General features: G+C 68.9%; 17 protein-coding genes and 1 pseudogene. 8 read left to right on the top strand and 10 right to left on the bottom strand.

What is annotated here, in order from left to right; genetic code table 11:
* Window positions 1-110 precede the first annotated feature (110 nt).
* The 7 genes from BN6_RS06880 to BN6_RS41665 all read right to left on the bottom strand — a co-directional run bounded on the left by BN6_RS06880 (window position 111) and on the right by BN6_RS41665 (window position 4,834).
* A complete protein-coding gene (locus BN6_RS06880) occupies window positions 111-548 on the bottom strand; it encodes a DUF488 domain-containing protein (RefSeq protein WP_015098839.1) in 438 nt (145 codons plus the stop codon).
* Window positions 545-1,105 (bottom strand): DUF488 domain-containing protein, encoded by a 561-nt coding sequence (locus tag BN6_RS06885; protein ID WP_231905105.1) that lies wholly within the window; start codon window positions 1,103-1,105, stop codon window positions 545-547. Before BN6_RS06885 ends, BN6_RS06880 begins: the two co-directional genes overlap by 4 nt.
* A gap of 50 nt (window positions 1,106-1,155) precedes the next feature.
* Window positions 1,156-1,857: a dual OB domain-containing protein gene (locus BN6_RS43335; protein WP_015098841.1), complete on the bottom strand. Its 702-nt coding sequence runs from the start codon at window positions 1,855-1,857 to the stop codon at window positions 1,156-1,158.
* Window positions 1,858-2,509: 652 nt separating this feature from the next.
* Window positions 2,510-2,740, bottom strand: coding sequence for a hypothetical protein (locus tag BN6_RS06890; RefSeq protein ID WP_148302761.1), 231 nt, complete (start codon window positions 2,738-2,740; stop codon window positions 2,510-2,512).
* A gap of 5 nt (window positions 2,741-2,745) precedes the next feature.
* A complete protein-coding gene (locus BN6_RS06895; protein ID WP_015098843.1) occupies window positions 2,746-4,023 on the bottom strand; it encodes a WXG100 family type VII secretion target in 1,278 nt (425 codons plus the stop codon).
* Window positions 4,020-4,322 carry a type VII secretion target gene (locus BN6_RS06900; RefSeq protein WP_015098844.1) on the bottom strand — a complete coding sequence of 101 codons (303 nt, stop codon included), beginning with the start codon at window positions 4,320-4,322 and terminating at the stop codon, window positions 4,020-4,022. Before BN6_RS06900 ends, BN6_RS06895 begins: the two co-directional genes overlap by 4 nt.
* A gap of 11 nt (window positions 4,323-4,333) precedes the next feature.
* Complete coding sequence (locus BN6_RS41665; protein ID WP_084672581.1) at window positions 4,334-4,834, bottom strand: YbaB/EbfC family nucleoid-associated protein; 501 nt, start codon at window positions 4,832-4,834, stop codon at window positions 4,334-4,336.
* Window positions 4,835-4,910: 76 nt separating this feature from the next.
* Between BN6_RS41665 and BN6_RS06910 the strand changes: the two are divergent.
* A pseudogene (locus BN6_RS06910) lies at window positions 4,911-5,681 on the top strand (alkaline phosphatase D family protein); the annotation flags it as partial.
* 122 nt (window positions 5,682-5,803) lie between these two features.
* Window positions 5,804-8,812: an alpha-amylase family glycosyl hydrolase gene (locus tag BN6_RS06915; RefSeq protein WP_015098847.1), complete on the top strand. Its 3,009-nt coding sequence runs from the start codon at window positions 5,804-5,806 to the stop codon at window positions 8,810-8,812.
* A gap of 272 nt (window positions 8,813-9,084) precedes the next feature.
* Here the strand turns inward: BN6_RS06915 and BN6_RS06920 are convergent, their stop codons facing one another.
* Window positions 9,085-9,675, bottom strand: coding sequence for a hypothetical protein (locus tag BN6_RS06920; RefSeq protein ID WP_231905107.1), 591 nt, complete (start codon window positions 9,673-9,675; stop codon window positions 9,085-9,087).
* 223 nt (window positions 9,676-9,898) lie between these two features.
* Here BN6_RS06920 and ndk point away from each other — a divergent pair, with 223 nt between their 5' ends.
* Entirely contained in the window at window positions 9,899-10,309 is a 411-nt protein-coding gene (gene ndk / locus BN6_RS06925; RefSeq protein WP_015098849.1) for a nucleoside-diphosphate kinase, read from the top strand.
* A 50-nt stretch (window positions 10,310-10,359) separates the two neighbouring features.
* On the opposite strand, the gene BN6_RS06930 is transcribed toward ndk, so the two are convergent.
* Window positions 10,360-10,947: a GNAT family N-acetyltransferase gene (locus BN6_RS06930; protein ID WP_015098850.1), complete on the bottom strand. Its 588-nt coding sequence runs from the start codon at window positions 10,945-10,947 to the stop codon at window positions 10,360-10,362.
* 58 nt (window positions 10,948-11,005) lie between these two features.
* Between BN6_RS06930 and BN6_RS06935 the strand changes: the two genes are divergently transcribed.
* The 5 genes from BN6_RS06935 to BN6_RS06955 are packed head-to-tail and all read left to right on the top strand — an operon-like array spanning window position 11,006 to window position 15,983.
* On the top strand, window positions 11,006-11,926 hold the full coding sequence (locus tag BN6_RS06935) for an ABC transporter ATP-binding protein (protein ID WP_015098851.1): 921 nt from the start codon (window positions 11,006-11,008) through the stop codon (window positions 11,924-11,926).
* On the top strand, window positions 11,926-12,696 hold the full coding sequence (locus tag BN6_RS06940; protein WP_015098852.1) for an ABC transporter permease: 771 nt from the start codon (window positions 11,926-11,928) through the stop codon (window positions 12,694-12,696). Before BN6_RS06935 ends, BN6_RS06940 begins: the two co-directional genes overlap by 1 nt.
* Before the next feature lie 4 nt (window positions 12,697-12,700).
* Window positions 12,701-13,534: an ABC transporter permease gene (locus BN6_RS06945; protein ID WP_015098853.1), complete on the top strand. Its 834-nt coding sequence runs from the start codon at window positions 12,701-12,703 to the stop codon at window positions 13,532-13,534.
* A gap of 41 nt (window positions 13,535-13,575) precedes the next feature.
* Window positions 13,576-13,986 (top strand): DoxX family protein, encoded by a 411-nt coding sequence (locus tag BN6_RS06950; RefSeq protein ID WP_015098854.1) that lies wholly within the window; start codon window positions 13,576-13,578, stop codon window positions 13,984-13,986.
* Between the two features lie 32 nt (window positions 13,987-14,018).
* Window positions 14,019-15,983 carry a TIGR03960 family B12-binding radical SAM protein gene (locus BN6_RS06955; RefSeq protein WP_015098855.1) on the top strand — a complete coding sequence of 655 codons (1,965 nt, stop codon included), beginning with the start codon at window positions 14,019-14,021 and terminating at the stop codon, window positions 15,981-15,983.
* 117 nt (window positions 15,984-16,100) lie between these two features.
* Here BN6_RS06955 and BN6_RS06960 read toward each other — a convergent pair whose 3' ends face one another.
* Window positions 16,101-17,615 (bottom strand): S8 family peptidase, encoded by a 1,515-nt coding sequence (locus BN6_RS06960; protein WP_408005331.1) that lies wholly within the window; start codon window positions 17,613-17,615, stop codon window positions 16,101-16,103.
* Between the last annotated feature and the right edge of the window lie 36 nt (window positions 17,616-17,651).

A 17,651-nucleotide genomic window follows, 5' to 3' on the forward strand; every position in this document is an offset into this window, starting at 1 on the left:
TCGCAACGAGACGACCGTCTGCGGAGCACAATCGAGCGTACGGCCATCGAGTGGCAGGCCGAAGTGTAGTGACTGGTTAGAGCGTCCCGCAGCAATTCCGGAGCGCTTGCTCAGACCAAGTGCTCGATCGTAACGCTGTCCCAGTGCTGCGCAAGATACTCCGCGACGAGCCGACGGTGGCAGTGGTGCGGCTTGTCCTCGCTGCAAAGCAGGACTGCATTGTCAAGCAGTTCCTGCGGAATTACATCTTCAATACTGCGATGCCTCATCAACTCCAGGAACTGGCCTTCGTACGTTGTCCAGTCGGTGCTCTGCTTTTTGTAATCGTCGAGCATGGGCTGTGTTGGCGCTAATTCAGGTTGATGGGTATATGTCATGCCACAAAGTTCGCCGAGGAAGTATTTCAAGTCATCCCGTTTAGCGAAAGCTGCCAATTGTGAGACATTGTTAAGTCGAACGTCGACCAGGGTTGCGGCTTTTGAGGTGCGCAACAGGCCGAAGAATTTTTCGGCGGACTTTTTTGTGAACCCGATCGTGTAGATTCTCATACTTCTGCCGTCTCGTCGTCGCGAAACTCGTCGTTAACGTATGCGATCCGGCATTCTTGACGGCTCAGTGCCTCTTCAAGACGCTCGGTCGGTGTGCGGAATAGATCGGCCTCCGCCAGCCCGAACATGGCCATGAGGCGCTCCATTGCCGAGTAATGGCTCTCGATCCGCCCGTCGCTATGGATGTGGTCGACTGTGACACCGTGCTCAGTGAGCACTCGCGCAACGAGCACGGTGCGATGGCAGTCCAACGGCTCGCCCTCAGTGCACATGACAGCGATCCGCTCGGTATGTGCACCCTTCAATAGGCGTTCAATGCCGCTGGCGAATTCAGGTGTCTTGGCAAGGCGGTCGTACTGAACCCGTCCGTCGATATAGCAGGCTGAGTCTTCCGTACGGGCGCCGAGTTCTCTGCCTAGGAAGGCGTACTTGATGTCGACCTCGTGTAGACCGCGCTGTATCGAGCTGCGGTTGAACTGGGGCGTGAACCGGCTGACGGGGACGGAGCGTACATCGGCGATTGCTGTGACCTTATGCTGCCGAAGCAGCTTAACCAAGCCTGGGAGGTTATGTGTGGAGTGGCCGATTGTGAGTATCGTGCCGAGCGTCATCGCCTGCTACCGAGGTTAACATCAGTGCGTTCGACGATAGCCGCCACCAATTTGTAGAAGTCGCCCTCGAATTCTTCACCTAGGCTCACCGTCAGGAATGATTCACTTAACTGGTGATTTCCAAGCCCGTTGGCTCGAAACTTCTCTTCATGCACCGGATCGGTCACTTTCAGTCTGTACGTCGAGCCTGCGTATCGAAACCGAGCTCGCACGGTCGGCCTCTGGTTCATGGCATTCGGATGGGCATGCCTCACCTCTATGGTCGCGCTGTGGACTCGGATTAGTTTGAGTGAGTCTACCACTCGGTCTCCTTGTTCGACCGGCACGCGGTCGTTGAAGCCGGCGGACGTGTGGTAGCCGTTAATCCATAAGCTCCGGGGATGCTCCTCCAAGGTGCATAATTCATCCCAATCGATCCGGCGGACCTTCTGCCAGCGGAGTCTGGGGTCGAGAAGCCAGTTCTCCCGCTGGAATCCAATCGGCCGAGGTGCGACAAGCGGCACGGAGATGACATCGAGTACCTGTGGTTCCACCGCACCTCGGTATTGTCGCTCTGCTGCGGACACCTCGTGGCGTGTGCGGTTGCTGACTGGGCGAATCCATCTTCGAGAGCCATCGAGGATTTCCATACCCGCGACGCATCGCCCCATGTATTTACGGGAATTCGCTAAACACACCAGCTCCTTGGTGACTGCCACCTATACCCTCCGAACTTGCCGCATCGACTCTCATGTGATGGTAACCTAGAAGTAAGCCTCTCGCGATGGTCGTTTTCCGTCTCAAGCGGTCCTTGGGAACCCTTGGCGCTACCCACAGGTAATGTGAATCGGACTCAAGTGTCGTAACGGGTCGAAAGCGCGACGCTACCCCTGTCGCCGACCATGATCTGCAAGAGGACTGCGCCATGGCTGGCACCGACGAGGCCGGACACGCCTTACTGCTCGGCGACGAGCCGGCCGTCAACGGTCTGCCAATGCGGGCTGTCGTAAGCGACCGGCTATAGACGACGGGCGATGCCGTTGAAGTAGCGGATGCCGCAGGTGTGCAGAGCAGGGAAGACCGCCTGTCCACCGACCGTAGTTGAGCGTACGACCACCGAGTAGTGGACGGGAGCAGTGACCGCGCCAAGCTGGCAGGCTTTACTCGACGGCATCAACGGCCAGGTGCCAAGCGTATTCGGCCACGACACGGCTTCCTTGCCTTGGCCGGATATGGTTGAAATCCGTCCTCTCCGAACAGCACCTTCACGCCCGACGAACGCAAGACGCCGAAGCTGCGATGAAGGATGACGTTGGCCGCAAGCGCCGTGTTCACGAACCGTAGGGACTGCGATCGGTACACCCAGGCCGGTCAGCTCTGGTGGATCAGCCGATCAGGCGCGGCCTTCGTGTACAGCCAGGCCCTGGCCAACTTGCCCGCCGCCGCGCGGAACACACCGTCGCGGTTGCCGTCGTCGGGTGTGATGGTCTCCGACCGCTTGTCCAGCACGAGGTACCGGTCAGAGCCGCCGTCGGTGTGGAACCGGTAGCGCGCCTCGGCTTCGGTCTCGGCCTCTTTGTGCAGGTACACGAGCATCGCCAACGCGATCACCTCCAAGGCTTGCTGTAGTCCTCATTGGACGCGGGTGGGATCTGGGTTTCCCACCGCGACACCTCGTTTGCTGCCGCGTGAGCGTCCTTGTACGAGGCGTTCGGGTTCTGCTGCCAGTATCGCGCCTCGGCGAGTTCGTGTTCGAGCAGGGCGATGTCCGATGGCTGCGACTGGCCCGAGCGCAGCCTCAGCCACGCCTCCGCCATGTCGGGGTTGGGGTCGAAGCGGGCCATCACTGTGCCACCGTCGACACCCTCCAGTGGGTGCAGGTCCTCGAACACGTGGTTCTTGATCTGCTCGATCTCGGCGCGGGTGAACCCGGTTCCACCCCCGACCCGGGGTACGTCGGCTACATGGCCCGCGACATCGCCGATGTCATCGGAGCCTCGGATCGACTGGTACGCGTTCTCCGACCAGCGGTCGATGCGGTCGTAGGCGCGCAACGACCCGTCGTCCACCGGTCGCGCGCCGCCGGTCTGTCCGGGGCGTGGAAGTTCATCACCCGATCGGGCCGGGGTCTTGAGGTCGTCCAGCACCTTACGGACCTTGTCGAACACGTCGCCGAGCTTGCGCAGCAGCGGGACGAGCTTGCTGATCGTCCGCACCAGCTTCTTGAGGATGTCGCCGATCTTCGCGCCCCACCGCGCCACGGCCGCTGACGCCTGCGCGACCACGACCGGCGTGGCCAGACCGACGGTGAACGCGACCTCCAGCGCCCAGGCAATCAACCGTCCGACCAGATCGGCGATCAGGTCCCGCACGAACTCGCGCACGACGGCGACCACGACGCCCGCCATCTCCACGGCCGAACCGAACCCGTCGGCAGCGGTGGACGCGCCGCCGAGCACCTCGGCGGTGTTCTTGGCAGCGGCCCGGTAGGCGTCCCCCGCCTGTCCCTGCCACCCGGCTGTGTCGCTGGCCACGTCGCGCGTGTAGTCGTCACGGACGTCGGCCACGGCTTTGGCGACGTTCTTCCAGGTGGCCGCGTGGGAGGCGACGAGGTCGGCGTTGCCCGCCAGCCAGTCCAACGCGTCGGACAACGGCTTGACGTGCTCGATCAGCCATGAGACGCCAGCCGACAGCAGCGAGCCCAACGGGTCGATGACGATGCTCAGCGCCTCGAGCCCGACGCCCGCGACACCCATGCCGATGTCGATCCAGCTGCCGCTCTCGATGCCGGACTTGAGGTCGGCGGCGGACTCGGCGATACCGATGCCGGAGTACCACTGCGTGCTGTCCTGAACAGGCGCGATGAGCGGATTGGCGTCTGTCACCGCAGACTCCCGAACGTGACAGCCGCGTCGTCCTCGCGCTGCTCGTACTCATCGGCCGTGTACTTCACCTGGGTGGCGATGTCGGCCATCCCCTTGGTGCCGGCGGTCAACGCGTCACTGGCCTGATCTTCGATGCTGCGCATGACCGCGGGCAGGAACTGGCACAGCTGCCCGTAAGCGCCGTCGGCCATGCTCACCGTGCGGGCGGCGTGCACCGCCTCACCCAGCCTGTCGGCCAGCGCTTCGAGCTTGGCGGCATGCGCACGCAGTTCACCGGGCAGGACGTCGTATCCGCTCACTGCCGCCTCCTTTACCTGAGGTACGAGTCGTCGCCGAAGTCGTCGTCAACGTGCCTGCGTGCCCGTGGTGCGGGCGGTGGAGTGTCACCGAAACGATCGCGGTACGCGTCCACGACCATCCGACGGGTGTCCGGCAGGTCGTCGCCCACCTGCGACTCCGTGGCGGCTCGAACCTCACCGGCGATTCGCGCGCGGGCGGCGTTCAAGGTGCTCATGAACAGCCGGCCGAGGTCGTCCGGCCGCACCGAAGCCGCCCGATCGGTGAACCGGACGTCTACCGGGGAGCCGGTGGAGTCGACGGTCACGACAACCGCGCCGTTGACGCTCGTCTCCGTCACCCGGATCTGTTCCATCTGATCACGCAGCGCCTTCAAGCGATCTGCCCGGTTGCGCATCCCTTCGACCCAGTCGTCGATGCCGCGCTCGGCCTGCCCTGGATCTCCGCTCAGCAGTCCGTCCCATCGTGGCTCTGCCATATGACGGTTATAGCCGGATGCCATCGAGGTGATCACGCGATCGGGAGATATCCCACCCGGATGCGCGTCCCCACAGTGAGCGCGATTGCCTGGAGATTACGGAGCATCCGCGCACCCAAAGGCAACACTGGACCTGCCGCAGTACACCGAGAAGCGGGTGGACGTGCTGGCCGCGCGGGCGTTCCGGGCGTTCCACGAGTGGCAGCCGATCGACCCGCGCAAGGCCGTGGACGGGCGGGTGTACCGGAAGTTCCCCTACGGGCAGCACGTCGAGGTGTTCATCCTCGACATGCGCACCTACAAGGACGCGAACAACGCGCCGCGCGACGGCGTCGGCCACATCCTGGGCGAGAAGCAGGCGAAGTGGCTGGTGGACTCGCTGGACCGCTCGCGCGCCACGTGGAAGATCATCGCCGCCGACCTGCCGATCGGTCTGACCGTGCCGGACGGCGCGGACATCGAGGGTGTGGCGAACGGCCTGCCGGGCAAGCCGGGCGGCCGGGAGACCGAGCTGGCGTGGGTGCTGCGGGAGATCAAGAAGCGCCGGGTGCGCAACACCGTGTGGCTGACGGCGGACGTGCACTACACGGCCGCGCACCACTACTCGCCCGAGCGCGCGGCGGTCGCCGACTTCGACCCGTTCTGGGAGTTCGTGTCCGGTCCGCTGCACGCGGGCGCGTTCGGGCCGAACGTGCTGGACCCGACGTTCGGGCCGGAGGCGGTGTTCGTGCACGCCCCGCCGGCGGCCAACACCACGCCGCTGGACGGCTTCCAGCACTTCGGCGAGATCGAGGTGTCACGTGACGGCGAGCTGACCGTGTGGTTGCGCGACATCGCGGGCGCGTCGCTGTGGTCGAAGAAGTTGCAGCCGAAGCGGCGGTGAGTTCCTGCAAGTCGATGCCTCCTCCGGCGGCTTGTCCGACCAAGATTGTCGTGGTTCCGTGAGCCCTCATCCGGCCTTGTGCCGGGTGGGGGCTCGCAACTTCTTGCGCCAAGGAGGTCGCCGTGCGCCGCCTGGTCCTGGTAGTCCTGCTGCTCGGCGGGGTGCTGACGCCGATCCCGCCCGCCGTCGCCGCGCCCGCCGGACGGCTCGCGGTCGGCGCGGTCACCGACATCGCGCCGGGTGTGCGTGCGGGGGACCGGGGATTGGCGCGTGACGCGCTGCGCGGGGTCACCGGTGAGCGGTTCTACTTCGTGCTGCCCGACCGGTTCGCCAACGGCGACCCGGGCAACGACCGGGGGCGCTCCGGGGACACCGACCGGCTCCTGACCGGCTTCGACCCGTCGGACAAGGGCTTCTACCACGGCGGCGACCTCAAGGGGCTGCACGGCGAACTCGACTACCTCGACGGCCTGGGCATCACCGCGATCTGGTTGACCCCGGTGTTCCGCAACCGCTGGGTGCAGGGATTGGGCACGGACGTGTCGGCCGGCTACCACGGCTACTGGGCCACCGACTACACCAAGCTGGACCCGCACTTCGGCACCACCAACGACATGCGACGGCTGATCCGCGACGCGCACCGACGTGGCATCAAGGTGTTCTTCGACATCGTCGCCAACCACACCGCCGATCTGATCGACTACGCCGAGGGCCGGCACGACTACGTGTCCACGGGCGCGGTGCCGTACCTGGACCCGTCGGGGAAACCGGTCGACATCGCGGCCATCGCGGGCCGCAAGGACTTCCCGAAGCTCACCGCGCCGTACACGCCCGTCGTGCGGGGGCGCAAGGAACCGTTGTGGCTCAACGACCCGTCGCTCTACCACAACCGGGGCGACTCGACGTTCACCGGCGAATCCGACCAGTACGGCGATTTCTTCGGCCTGGACGACCTGATGACCGAGCACCCGACCGTCGTCGCCGGCATGAAGCGGATCTTCACCAGCTGGATCGACGCGCTCGGCATCGACGGCTATCGCGTCGACACCGTCAAGCACGTCAACATCGAGTTCTGGCAAGCGCTTGCGCCGCACGTGAAGAGGTACGCCGAGCAGCGCGGCAAGAAGGACTTCTTCGTGTTCGGCGAGGTGCTCGACTCCGACCCGGCGGACACCTCCCGCTACACCACGACCGGGAAGATGCAGGCCGTGCTGGACTTCCCGTTCCAGAGCGGCGCGGCCACGTTCCTGTCCGGGCGCGGGGCGGCCCGGCTGGGCGAGGTGCTGGTGGACGACGACCGGTACACCGACGCCGACTCGAACGCGGCGTCGCTGCCGACGTTCCTGGGCAACCACGACCTGGGCCGGTTCGCGTGGACCCTGCGGCAGAACCGGCCCGGCATCACCGAGCCCGAACTGCTGGACCGGGTGGAACTCGGCAACGCCCTGATGTACCTGTGGCGCGGCAACCCCGTCGTGTACTACGGCGACGAGCAGGGTTTCGCGGGCACCGGCGGTGACAAGGCGGCCCGGCAGGACCTGTTCGCGTCCGCCACTCCCGAGTACCGGGCGGAGGACCTGATCGGCAGCGACCGGACCGGCGCGGTCGACAACCACACCACCGACCACCCGCTCTACCGGCAGTTGCGCGACCTGGCGGCGTTCGTCGACTCGGATCCGGTGTGGCGCGAGGGGAACCAGACCCTGCGCCTGTCCTCAGGTGACGTGGTCGCGTTCAGCCGTGTCGGTGCGGCACAGCAGGTTGAACACCTCGTGGTGGCCAACGCCGGCACGTCCCCGGCGTCGGTCGACGTGCCGGTGGACAGCGCCGCGCTGCGCCCCGTCTGGCCTGTTGCCGGGGCGGAGGTGAGAGCGGTCGACGGCAAGGTGAGCGTGACCGTGCCGCCGTTGTCGGCCCTGGTGTTCAAGGGAACGGGCCGGTTGCCTGCGGTCGCACCGACGCCCGTGGTGGTCGCGCCGCCCGTGGGCACGGTGCTGGACGACCGGGTCGAGTTGCGGGCGGACGGGATCACCTCGCCGTTCGCACAGGCCACGTTCGCCGCGCGGGTCGACGGCGAGGACTGGACGGTCCTCGGCACCGACGACGCCGCGCCTTACCGCGTGTTCGCCGACATCAAGGCGCTGCCGGGTGCGGCGGTGGGCAAGAACGTCGAGATCCGAGTGGTGGCGAAGGATTCCACGGGCACGTTGGGCGCGGACGGCGTCACGTTGGCGCTCACAGCCGCGCCGGACGTCGACCCGCCGGGCACGGTTTCGCCCGACTGGCTGGTGGTGCACTACAACCGGCCCGCCGGCGATTACGAGGGCTGGGGCCTGCACGTCTGGGGCGACGTCGTGGACGCGCCGACGTGGGAGCGGCCGTTGCCGTTCGTGGGGGAAACCCCGTACGGCCGGTTCGCGTGGGTGCGGGTGAAACCCGGTGCGCGGCAGGTCGGGATCCTCGTGCACCGGGGCGACGAGAAGGACACCTCCGCCGACCGGTTCGCCGATCCCTCGGCGACCCCGCAGGTGTGGCTGCAACAGGGGCAGGCCCCGTTGTGCGCCAACGAAATCGCGGCAACCGGACAGGCGGTCGTGCACCACACCGGCGACACGTCCGGGCTCGTCGTGCGCTCGGGCGCGACCGACGTGCTGTTCGACGGGGGAGTGGCGCGCATCCCGGCCACCGCGCCCGTCGAATTCTCGGTGCAGCGCAACGGAAACGTCGAAGCGTCCGGACGTACCGGCGGCCACGCGTGGGTCAACCCGGGGTCCGCCCAGGTGTTCACGAGCCTCGCGGCGGCGCAGCACCGTGCGGTGATCCACTACCACCGCCCGGACGGGGACTACCCGGACTGGTCGCTGTACCACTGGACCGGCTCGCTGGAACCGAGTCCGGGCTGGAACCAGTCACGCCCGCCGGACGGCTCGGACGGGTTCGGCGCGTACTGGGCCGTCCCGCTGGCCGCAAGCGCGACCGGGCTGGCGCACATCATCCACCGGGGCGACACCAAGGACCCCGCAGCCGACCAGTTCCTGGACCTGAACGGCACCGGCCACGAGGTGTGGTTCGTGTCGGGCTCGACGCGTCCGGACGGGTCGGCGTCGTACGTGCTGCCGCCGTCCGGCTGACCGGGAGTGGACGGTGTGGGACGTCCCGGTGGTGCCCTCGGACGGCTACCGCCTGGAGTACGCCGGGAAGGTGCTGCCGCTGGAGCCGTCGACCGCAGAGGTGACCCCGAAGTCTCCGCACCTGCGCGGGAAACCGGTGTTCGGGGTGCGCGACGCGCGGCCTGCTCGGCGACCAGACCGAGCACGGAACCACCGAACTGCACGTCCGGGACTTCTCATCGGCCGGCATGACCCACCTGCGCGCGCCGGCCGACGTGGGGCTGGACACCGTGCTAGTGGTCGGTCAGCTCGACCCGCGAACGCACTTCGTCGTCGCGCAGGATCCGAAACTCCTGATTGTCCGCGACGAGCACCTTCAGGAATCCCGGGCTGGTCTCCACCACGTACGCCTCAATGGGCCCGCTCGTCGTCTCGATGTGTTCCCGCGGCACCCACGGCGTGGACACGACCGCGGCCACGATAAGCGCCATCCCGCCCACGATCCACCCGATCCGGTGCAACACGAACTTCGCCGGCCCCGGCTCGTCATTGCGCCGCCGTGCCGCCACCACCGCTACGGCCAGAGCCAGCACAACGGCCAACGCTGGCACCCACCACTGGTGGTAGGTCAGGACGTGCGCCACGAGAAACGCGATCAACACCGTGACCACGAGCGGCGCGGTACGGGAGCGGGTCGCGGCGGCGTAGAAGGCGGCCAGTGGCACGGTGAGGATCAACAACACCGTACTGATCCGCCGGTCGGCCATGAACGTGCCGAGGAACAGCCCCGGCGCGTCCTCCAAGTCGAGGGTGTGCAGAAGCGCGAACGTCGTGTGCCAGTCATACCCGGACACGGCCAGCAGCCGAAGCAGCACGAACAGCACCGCGGCACCCGTGAGCGTGGTCCCCGCACCCGACTTCTCAGTGGTCACGGCCGGCACTATCGCACCGCCGGATGACCCGCACCCGCTGAGTCGGACGTCGGACGATGACTGGATGGGCTCGGCCTGTCGGGCGCGGTTACCCGGTGGGCACGGTCGGTGCCGTCGTGGCTCCGGCTACCCTTCTCTCACTTGCACGATCCCGTACGAAGGAGTACTGACGGCCGTGAGCGAGCGCACCCTGGTCCTGGTCAAGCCCGATGGCGTCAGCCGCGGCCTGGTCGGCGAGGTCATCTCCCGCATCGAGCGCAAGGGCCTGACCCTGGCCGCGCTCGAACTGCGCACCGTGGACCGCGCGACCGCCGAGCAGCACTACGCGGAACACGACGGCAAGCCGTTCTTCGGCGACCTGGTCGAGTTCATCACCGGCGGCCCGCTGGTGGCGCTGGTCGTGGAGGGCACCCGGGCGATCCCGGCGTTCCGCCAGCTGGCCGGCGGCACCGACCCGGTGGAGAAGGCCACGCCGGGCACGATCCGCGGCGACTTCGGGCTGGAGGTCCAGTTCAACCTGGTCCACGGCTCCGACTCGGCGGAGTCGGCCGAGCGCGAGATCAAGCTCTGGTTCCCCAACCTCTGAGCTGACGCTGCCGAACGGCCCGGGTCGCCCGACCTGGGCCGTTCGGCGTTTCACGCCTTGCGCCGCGGCGACGACCCCTGCCCGCCCGCAGCGGACCCGTGCAGCACCACGTCCTCCGGGAAGCCCAGCGGCATCGCCATGCGCACCTCGTCGTACCGCGCGTCGCCCACCGCGATCGCGTAAGGCAGCCGGCCCCACTCGCGGAACCCGAGCCGCTCGTACAGCTCGATCGCGCCGTGGTTGTTGCCCCGCACACCGAGCTTCAACTGCTCGATCCCCGCCGCACGGGCGTTCCCCACCACGGCCGACACGAGCAGCGAACCCAGCCCCAGGCCCCGTGCCGACGGGTGTGCGGTCACCCGCCCCAGTTCCGCCGTGTGCTCGAACACCTGGCCGGGCGAGCGCACCCAGCACGCCGTCCCGCGCACGACGCCGTCCACCTCCGCGACCACCAGCGCCGCGTCGCCGGCCCGGGTCTGCTCCAGCACCGACTCGACCCACGCGTCGGTCTCCGCCCGCCCCGGCGGCTCCAGCCACCCGATCGCGCCACCGGCCGCGACGACCGCGTGCAGCACCTCGTGCACCTCTGCGAGCAGCCGTTCGCCGGCGGCGGAAGGCCAGGTCAGATCGATCCCCATGGCACCAACCCTAAAATCGCCACGAAGTTTGTCGTACCCCGCCGCTACCGTGACGTTCGTGACCACCACCCTCGTAGAAGCCCGCAACCTGACGAAGCACTTCGGTGCGTTCGAGGCGGTCCGGGGCATCGACGTGGCGGTGGGCAAGGGCGAGGCGTTCGGGTTCCTCGGCCCCAACGGCGCGGGCAAGTCGTCCACCATGCGGATGGTGTCCTGCGTGTCCCCGCGCACCGGCGGCGAGCTGACCGTGCTGGGCATGGACCCGGACCGCGACGGCCCGCGGATCCGCGCCCGGCTCGGCGTCGTGCCCCAGCAGGACAACCTCGACACCGAGCTGACCGTCCGGCAGAACCTGGAGGTCTACGGCCGCTACTTCGGCCTGTCCAAGGCGCACGTCCGCGCCAAGGCCGTCGAGCTGCTGGAGTTCGCCCAGCTCGCCGACCGCGCCGACGACGAGGTCGAACCGCTCTCCGGCGGCATGAAGCGCCGGCTGACCATCGCCCGCTCGCTGGTCAACGACCCCGAGCTGGTGGTCCTCGACGAGCCGACCACCGGTCTCGACCCGCAGGCCCGCCACCTGCTGTGGGACCGGCTGTTCCGGCTCAAGCAGAACGGCGTCACGCTGATCGTCACCACCCACTACATGGACGAGGCCGAACAGCTCTGCGACCGGCTGGTGGTGATGGACGGCGGCCGGATCGCCGCCGAGGGCTCGCCCGCCGAGCTGATCCACCGGTACTCGACCCGCGAGGTGCTCGAACTGCGCTTCCCGCCCGGCGGGCAGGACCCGGTCCCCGTCGAGGGCATCGCCGACCGCGTCGAGGTGCTGCCCGACCGGCTGCTGCTCTACACCGCCGACGGCGAGGCGGCGCTGTCCGCCGTGCACGCGCGCGGCGTGCGGCCGACGTCCAGCCTGGTCCGCCGCAGCTCCCTGGAGGACGTGTTCCTGCGCCTCACCGGCCGGACCCTGGTCGACTGATGGCACCACGACCCGCCCTGCTCGTGGTCGAGGGCCACTGGGCCTGGTACCGCCGCAACTGGCGTGCCACGGCGATCTCCAACTTCGTCCAACCCGTGCTGTTCCTGCTGGCCATGGGCGTGGGCTTCGGCTCCCAGGTGCAGCCCGGCGAGGCCACCGGCGGCCTGCGGTACGTCGTGTTCCTCGCGCCCGCGCTGATCGTCACGGCCGCCACGCAGAGCGCCATGTTCGAGTCCACCTACTCGGTGTTCTCCGCCTTCAAGTGGCAGAAGACCTACGTCGGCATCGTGTCCACGCCGATCACGCCCGCGCAGGTCCTGCACGGCCAACTGCTCTGGATCGCCCTCAAGCTCGCCGTCGGCTCCGGCATCTTCCTGCTGGTCGCGGCCGTGCTCGGCGCGGTGACCAGCCCGGCCGCCGTGCTCGCCGTGCCGTTCGCGGTGCTGTCCGGCATGGCGTTCGCCGCGCCGGTGGTCGCGTTCACGGCGACCCGGGACAAGCCCGACGCGTTCACCGGCCTCTACCGCTTCGTCCTGATTCCGATGACCTTGTTCACCGGGGCGTTCTTCCCGATCAGCCAGCTGCCGGGCTGGCTGCACTCGATCGCCTGGCTCACCCCCGTGTGGCACGGCATCGAGTTGGCGCGCGGCGTCACGTTCGGCGCGCTCGACCCGCTCCCGGCGCTTGGCCACGTCGCCTACCTGGTGGCCGTGGTCGCCGCGGGCGTCGTGCTCGGCCGCCGCCACTTCCACCGACGACTGGCGGTGTGACCCCGTGACCGTAGTCCTCGACCACGCCGCCAAGAACCGCGTCGGCCTGCTGTTCCGGATCGTGCCGCCGGGCCTGTACGCGGGCCGCGCGCACGTCCTGGTGGAGCGCGCGTTCCTGGTCAACCGGCGCGCCTGGCTGTCGGTGGTGTCCGGGTTCTTCGAGCCGGTGCTGTTCCTGCTCTCGCTCGGGTTCGGCTTCGGCAAGCTCGTGGCGACGGTGGCCGGCCCCGGCGGGCCGCTGCCGTACGCGGAGTTCGTCGCGCCGGCGCTGCTCGCGGCCTCGGCGATGAACGGCGCGGTGTTCGACACCACCTTCAACCTGTTCTACAAGATCAAGTACGCCCGGCTGTACGAGGCGATGCTGGCCACCCCCCTGGGCCCGGTCGACATCGCGCTGGGCGAGGCGACCTGGGCCCTGGCGCGCGGCGGCCTCTACTCCGCCGGGTTCCTCGCCGTGATGCTCGGCTTCGGCCTGGTCGCCTCGCCGTGGGCGCTGCTCGCCCTGCCCGCGTGCCTGCTGGTCGCGGTCGCGTTCGCCGCCGTCGGCATGGCCGCCACCACGTTCATGCGATCGTGGCAGGACTTCGACCTGGTCCAGCTGTTCGTGCTGCCGCTGTTCCTGTTCTCCACCACGTTCTACCCGCTGACCGTCTACCCGCCGGTGCTCCAGACGATCGTCCAGTTCACCCCGCTCTACCACGCCGTCGAACTCACCAGGTCGCTGACCACGGGTTTCGTCGGCTGGGGGCTGCTGGGCCACGTCGGCTACTTCGTCGTGATGGCCACGATCGGGGTACTGGTGGCCTCCCGACGGCTCGGCCGGTTGCTCACCGCCTGACCGGGCTGAACACTGGACGGACCGCAAACCGGGAGGTCGTCGTGGACGTGATCGCACTCATCGGCCGCATCCTGTTCGTGTTCCTCTTCTTCGGCTCGGCCGTCGGCCACCTCACCCAGACCGACGCCATGGCCGGCTACGCCGCGTCCAAGGGCGTGCCCTCGCCCAAGCTCGCCACCCAGGCCACCGGCGTGCTGATGATCGTCGGCGCGCTCATGGTCCTGCTCGGCGTGTGGGCCGACCTGGGCGCGCTGCTGCTGGTGCTGTTCCTGCTGCCCACAGCGTTCCTCATGCACAACTTCTGGACCCAGACCGATCCGCAGGCCAAGCAGGCGGAGATGATCCAGTTCAACAAGAACGTGTCCCTGGCGGGCGCGGCGCTGATGTTCTTCGGCCTCTACGCGGGCGCCGGCTCCGGGCTCGGCCTCACCATCACCGGACCGCTGTTCTGACCGGTCCCGGCGATGCCGTTACCCTGGGCCGCGTGAGTGTCGAGTCGGTCTTCCCCGCGTTGGAACCGCTGCTGCCGCAGGTCTCGAAGCCGGTCCAGTACGTCGGCGGGGAGCTCAACGCGACGGTCAAGGACTGGGACGCCGCGACCGTGCGGTGGTCCTTGATGTACCCGGACGCCTACGAGGTCGGGCTGCCCAACCAGGGCGTCATGATCCTGTACGAGGTCCTCAACGAGCAGCCCGACGTGCTCGCCGAGCGGACCTACGCGGTCTGGCCCGACCTCGAACGGCTGATGCGCGAGCACGGCGTGCCCCAGTTCACCGTGGACGCCCACCGGCCGGTCAGGGCGTTCGACCTGCTCGGCGTCAGCTTCGCCACCGAACTCGGCTACACCAACCTGCTCACCGCGCTGGACCTGGCCGGCATCCCGCTGCACGCCGCCGACCGCACCGACGACGACCCGATCGTGGTCGCGGGCGGGCACGCGGCGTTCAACCCCGAGCCGATCTCCCGGTTCGTGGACGCGGCCGTGCTCGGCGACGGCGAGGAAGCCGTCCTGGAGATCACCGACCTGGTGCGGACCTGGAAGGCCGAGGGCCGACCGGGCGGGCGCGACGAGATCCTGACCCGCCTGGCCGAGACCGGCGGCATCTACGTGCCCCGGTTCTACGACGTCGAGTACCTGCCCGACGGCCGCATCCAGCGCGTGGTGCCCAACCGCGAGCGGGTGCCGTACCGGGTGTTCAAGCGGACCACGATGGACCTCGACGCGTGGCCGTACCCGAAGCAGCCGCTGGTCCCGCTGGCCGAGTCGGTGCACGAGCGGATGAGCGTCGAGATCTTCCGGGGCTGCACCCGCGGCTGCCGCTTCTGCCAGGCCGGGATGATCACCCGGCCGGTGCGCGAGCGGTCCATCGAGGGCATCGGGGCGATGGTCCAGCGCGGCCTGGCGGCAACCGGGTTCGAAGAGGTCGGCCTGCTCTCGCTGTCCAGCGCCGACCACTCGGAGATCGCCGAGGTCACCAAGGGCCTGGCCGACCGCTACGAGGGCACCAACACCAGCCTCTCGCTGCCCAGCACCCGGGTCGACGCGTTCAACATCGACCTGGCCAACGAGCTGTCCCGCAACGGCCGCCGCTCGGGCCTGACGTTCGCGCCCGAGGGCGGCAGCGAGCGGATCCGCCGCGTGATCAACAAGATGGTGTCCGAAGAGGACCTGATCCGCACGGTCAGCGCGGCCTTCGGCGCCGGGTGGCGGCAGGTGAAGCTGTACTTCATGTGCGGCCTGCCCACCGAGACCGACGACGACGTCCTCCAGATCGCCGAGATGGCCAAGAACGTCATCCGCGCGGGCCGGGAGGTCAGCGGCCGCAAGGACATCCGCTGCACCATCTCCATCGGCGGCTTCGTGCCCAAGCCGCACACCCCGTTCCAGTGGGCGGCGCAGTGCGACCCGGCCACCGTGGACGCGCGCCTGCGCAAGCTCCGCGAGGCCGTCAACTCCGACCGCAACCTCGGGCGCAACATCGGCATGCGCTACCACGACGGCCAGCCGTCGCTGATCGAAGGGCTGCTCTCCCGGGGCGACCGCCGGATCGGGCACGTCATCGAACGCGTGTGGCGCGAGGGCGGCCGGTTCGACGGCTGGTCCGAGCACTTCTCCTACGAGCGCTGGGTCGCCGCGGCCGCCGCGGAGCTGCCCTCGTTCGGCGTCGACCTGGCCTGGTTCACCACCCGCGAGCGCGAGGAGCTGGAGGTCCTGCCCTGGGACCACCTGGACTCGGGGCTGGACAAGGAGTGGCTGTGGGCGGACTGGCAGGACGCCCTGGACGAGCGCGAACAGGACGACTGCCGCTGGACCCCCTGCTTCGACTGCGGCGTGTGCCCCGCGATGGGCACCGACATCGAGGTGGGGCCCACCGGCCGCACCCTGCTCCCGATCGCCCCGGTGGGCAAGGGCAGCCCGGTCCGCAACCCCGCCCTGATCCAGCCCTGACCGCGGTGGGCTGAACCGGCCCGCTGACCGCGGTGGGCTGGACCGGCCCCGCCGCGCGCTCGTACGGCCCTGAGGCGTGTCCGGAGCGGATGTTGCCTGGTGGGCGTCGGCGGTGGCTTAGTTGCTGCCGCGCCCGCCGTCGTCGGTGCGCTGCCCCTGCACGGCGGCCAGCGCGTCCACCAGGCCGTGGCCGTAGAAGCCGTTGTACTCCGAGTAGCCGGTGCAGTACGCGTCCTGCGCGCCCGTGCCGTTCAGGTCGTAGTCGGCGGGACAGGGGAGCGTCTCCGCCTGCGTGTTCAACATCCGGCTCAACTCGGTGGGCGACGCGCTCGGGTGCGTCGACGCCAGCAGCGCCGCCACCCCGGTCACGTGCGGCGCGGCCATCGACGTGCCGCACGAGTAGTCGTAGCCCGCCGGCACGGTCGACAGCACGCACGCCTGGCCCGTCTCGGGCTGCTGCTTGCGGTCGCCGCCGGGTGCCGTCAGGTCCACCGCGCCCAGGCCGTAGGACGAGTACCCGGCCTTCAGCTTCGTCGCGCCCACGGACGACACGCCCACCACCTTGGGCAGCTGCACGGGCAGCACCAGGCACGTGTTGTCCACCGGACGCGGCGTCACGTCCTCCGGAGCCGCGTTGGTGGGGCTCTGCGCGTCCGTGCCCGGCTTGGTGAGGTCCGCGGCCGCGTTGCCGGTCGCCGCCACGTTCAGGACGCCACGCCCGGTCGCGTAGTCCACCGCGCGCCGCACAGCCTCGTACACGACCGACTGACCGGTCTTGTTCTGGCAGGTGAACACCCACGGGTCAATGAAGTAGCTGTTGTTGGTCACGGTCATGCCGTGCGTCGCTGCCCACATGAACCCGCACACGGCGTACTCCGGGTAGATGAACCCGGCGTCGTCCACCACCTTCACCGACGCGAGTCGCACGCCCGGCGCGACGCCCGTGGTGCCCGAACCGTCATCGGCGGCCGCGATGGTGCCCGCGACGTGCGTGCCGTGCGCGGAGGTCGTCGGGGCCCACGCGGCCTGCGCCGGGTCGGCCACGCCCGTCGTGCAGCCCGCCGACAGCGCCGGGTCCAGCGCGCCGACCAGGTCCGGGTGGGTCGGGTCGACGCCCGAGTCCAGCACGCCGACCACCACCTCCCGGCTGCCCTTGCTGATCGCGTGCGCCTCGGCGGCCCGGATCAGGTCCATGTCCCACTGCTCGGCGGTGCGGTCCGCCGGACCCGACGCCGACCGGCCGGCCAGGCCCTCGTCGTCGGACTTCGTGCGGGCCGGCGCGCCGGTCTTCTTCGACATGCCGTCCGCCTGGGCGCTGTACGCCCGGTCCACGCCGATCCGCCGGCCGAAACCGGGGTCCGCGGAGACCGCGACCGCCACGCCGATCTGCGGGTAGTAGCCGGTGGTCGTGCCGCACGCGCCGGCCACCAGGGCGTTCGCCAGCGGCTCGCTGGTGCCGGGGTCGAGCACGACCAGGTAGCGCAGGGTCGGTCCGGGCTGGATGCAGTCGACAGCGGCCGGCAGGGCGTCGGCGGGCACCGACGCCTGCGCGGAGGTGGACCCGGACGCCACGAGGAGACCGGTCGCGAACAGCGCTGCGCTGACCGCGACCGCTCGGACGCGGCGGAGCAGAGGCACGGGGGACCTCCAGTGCTGGGCTGCCGGGTG

This window comes from Saccharothrix espanaensis DSM 44229 (assembly GCF_000328705.1).
Classification (GTDB): domain Bacteria; phylum Actinomycetota; class Actinomycetes; order Mycobacteriales; family Pseudonocardiaceae; genus Actinosynnema; species Actinosynnema espanaense.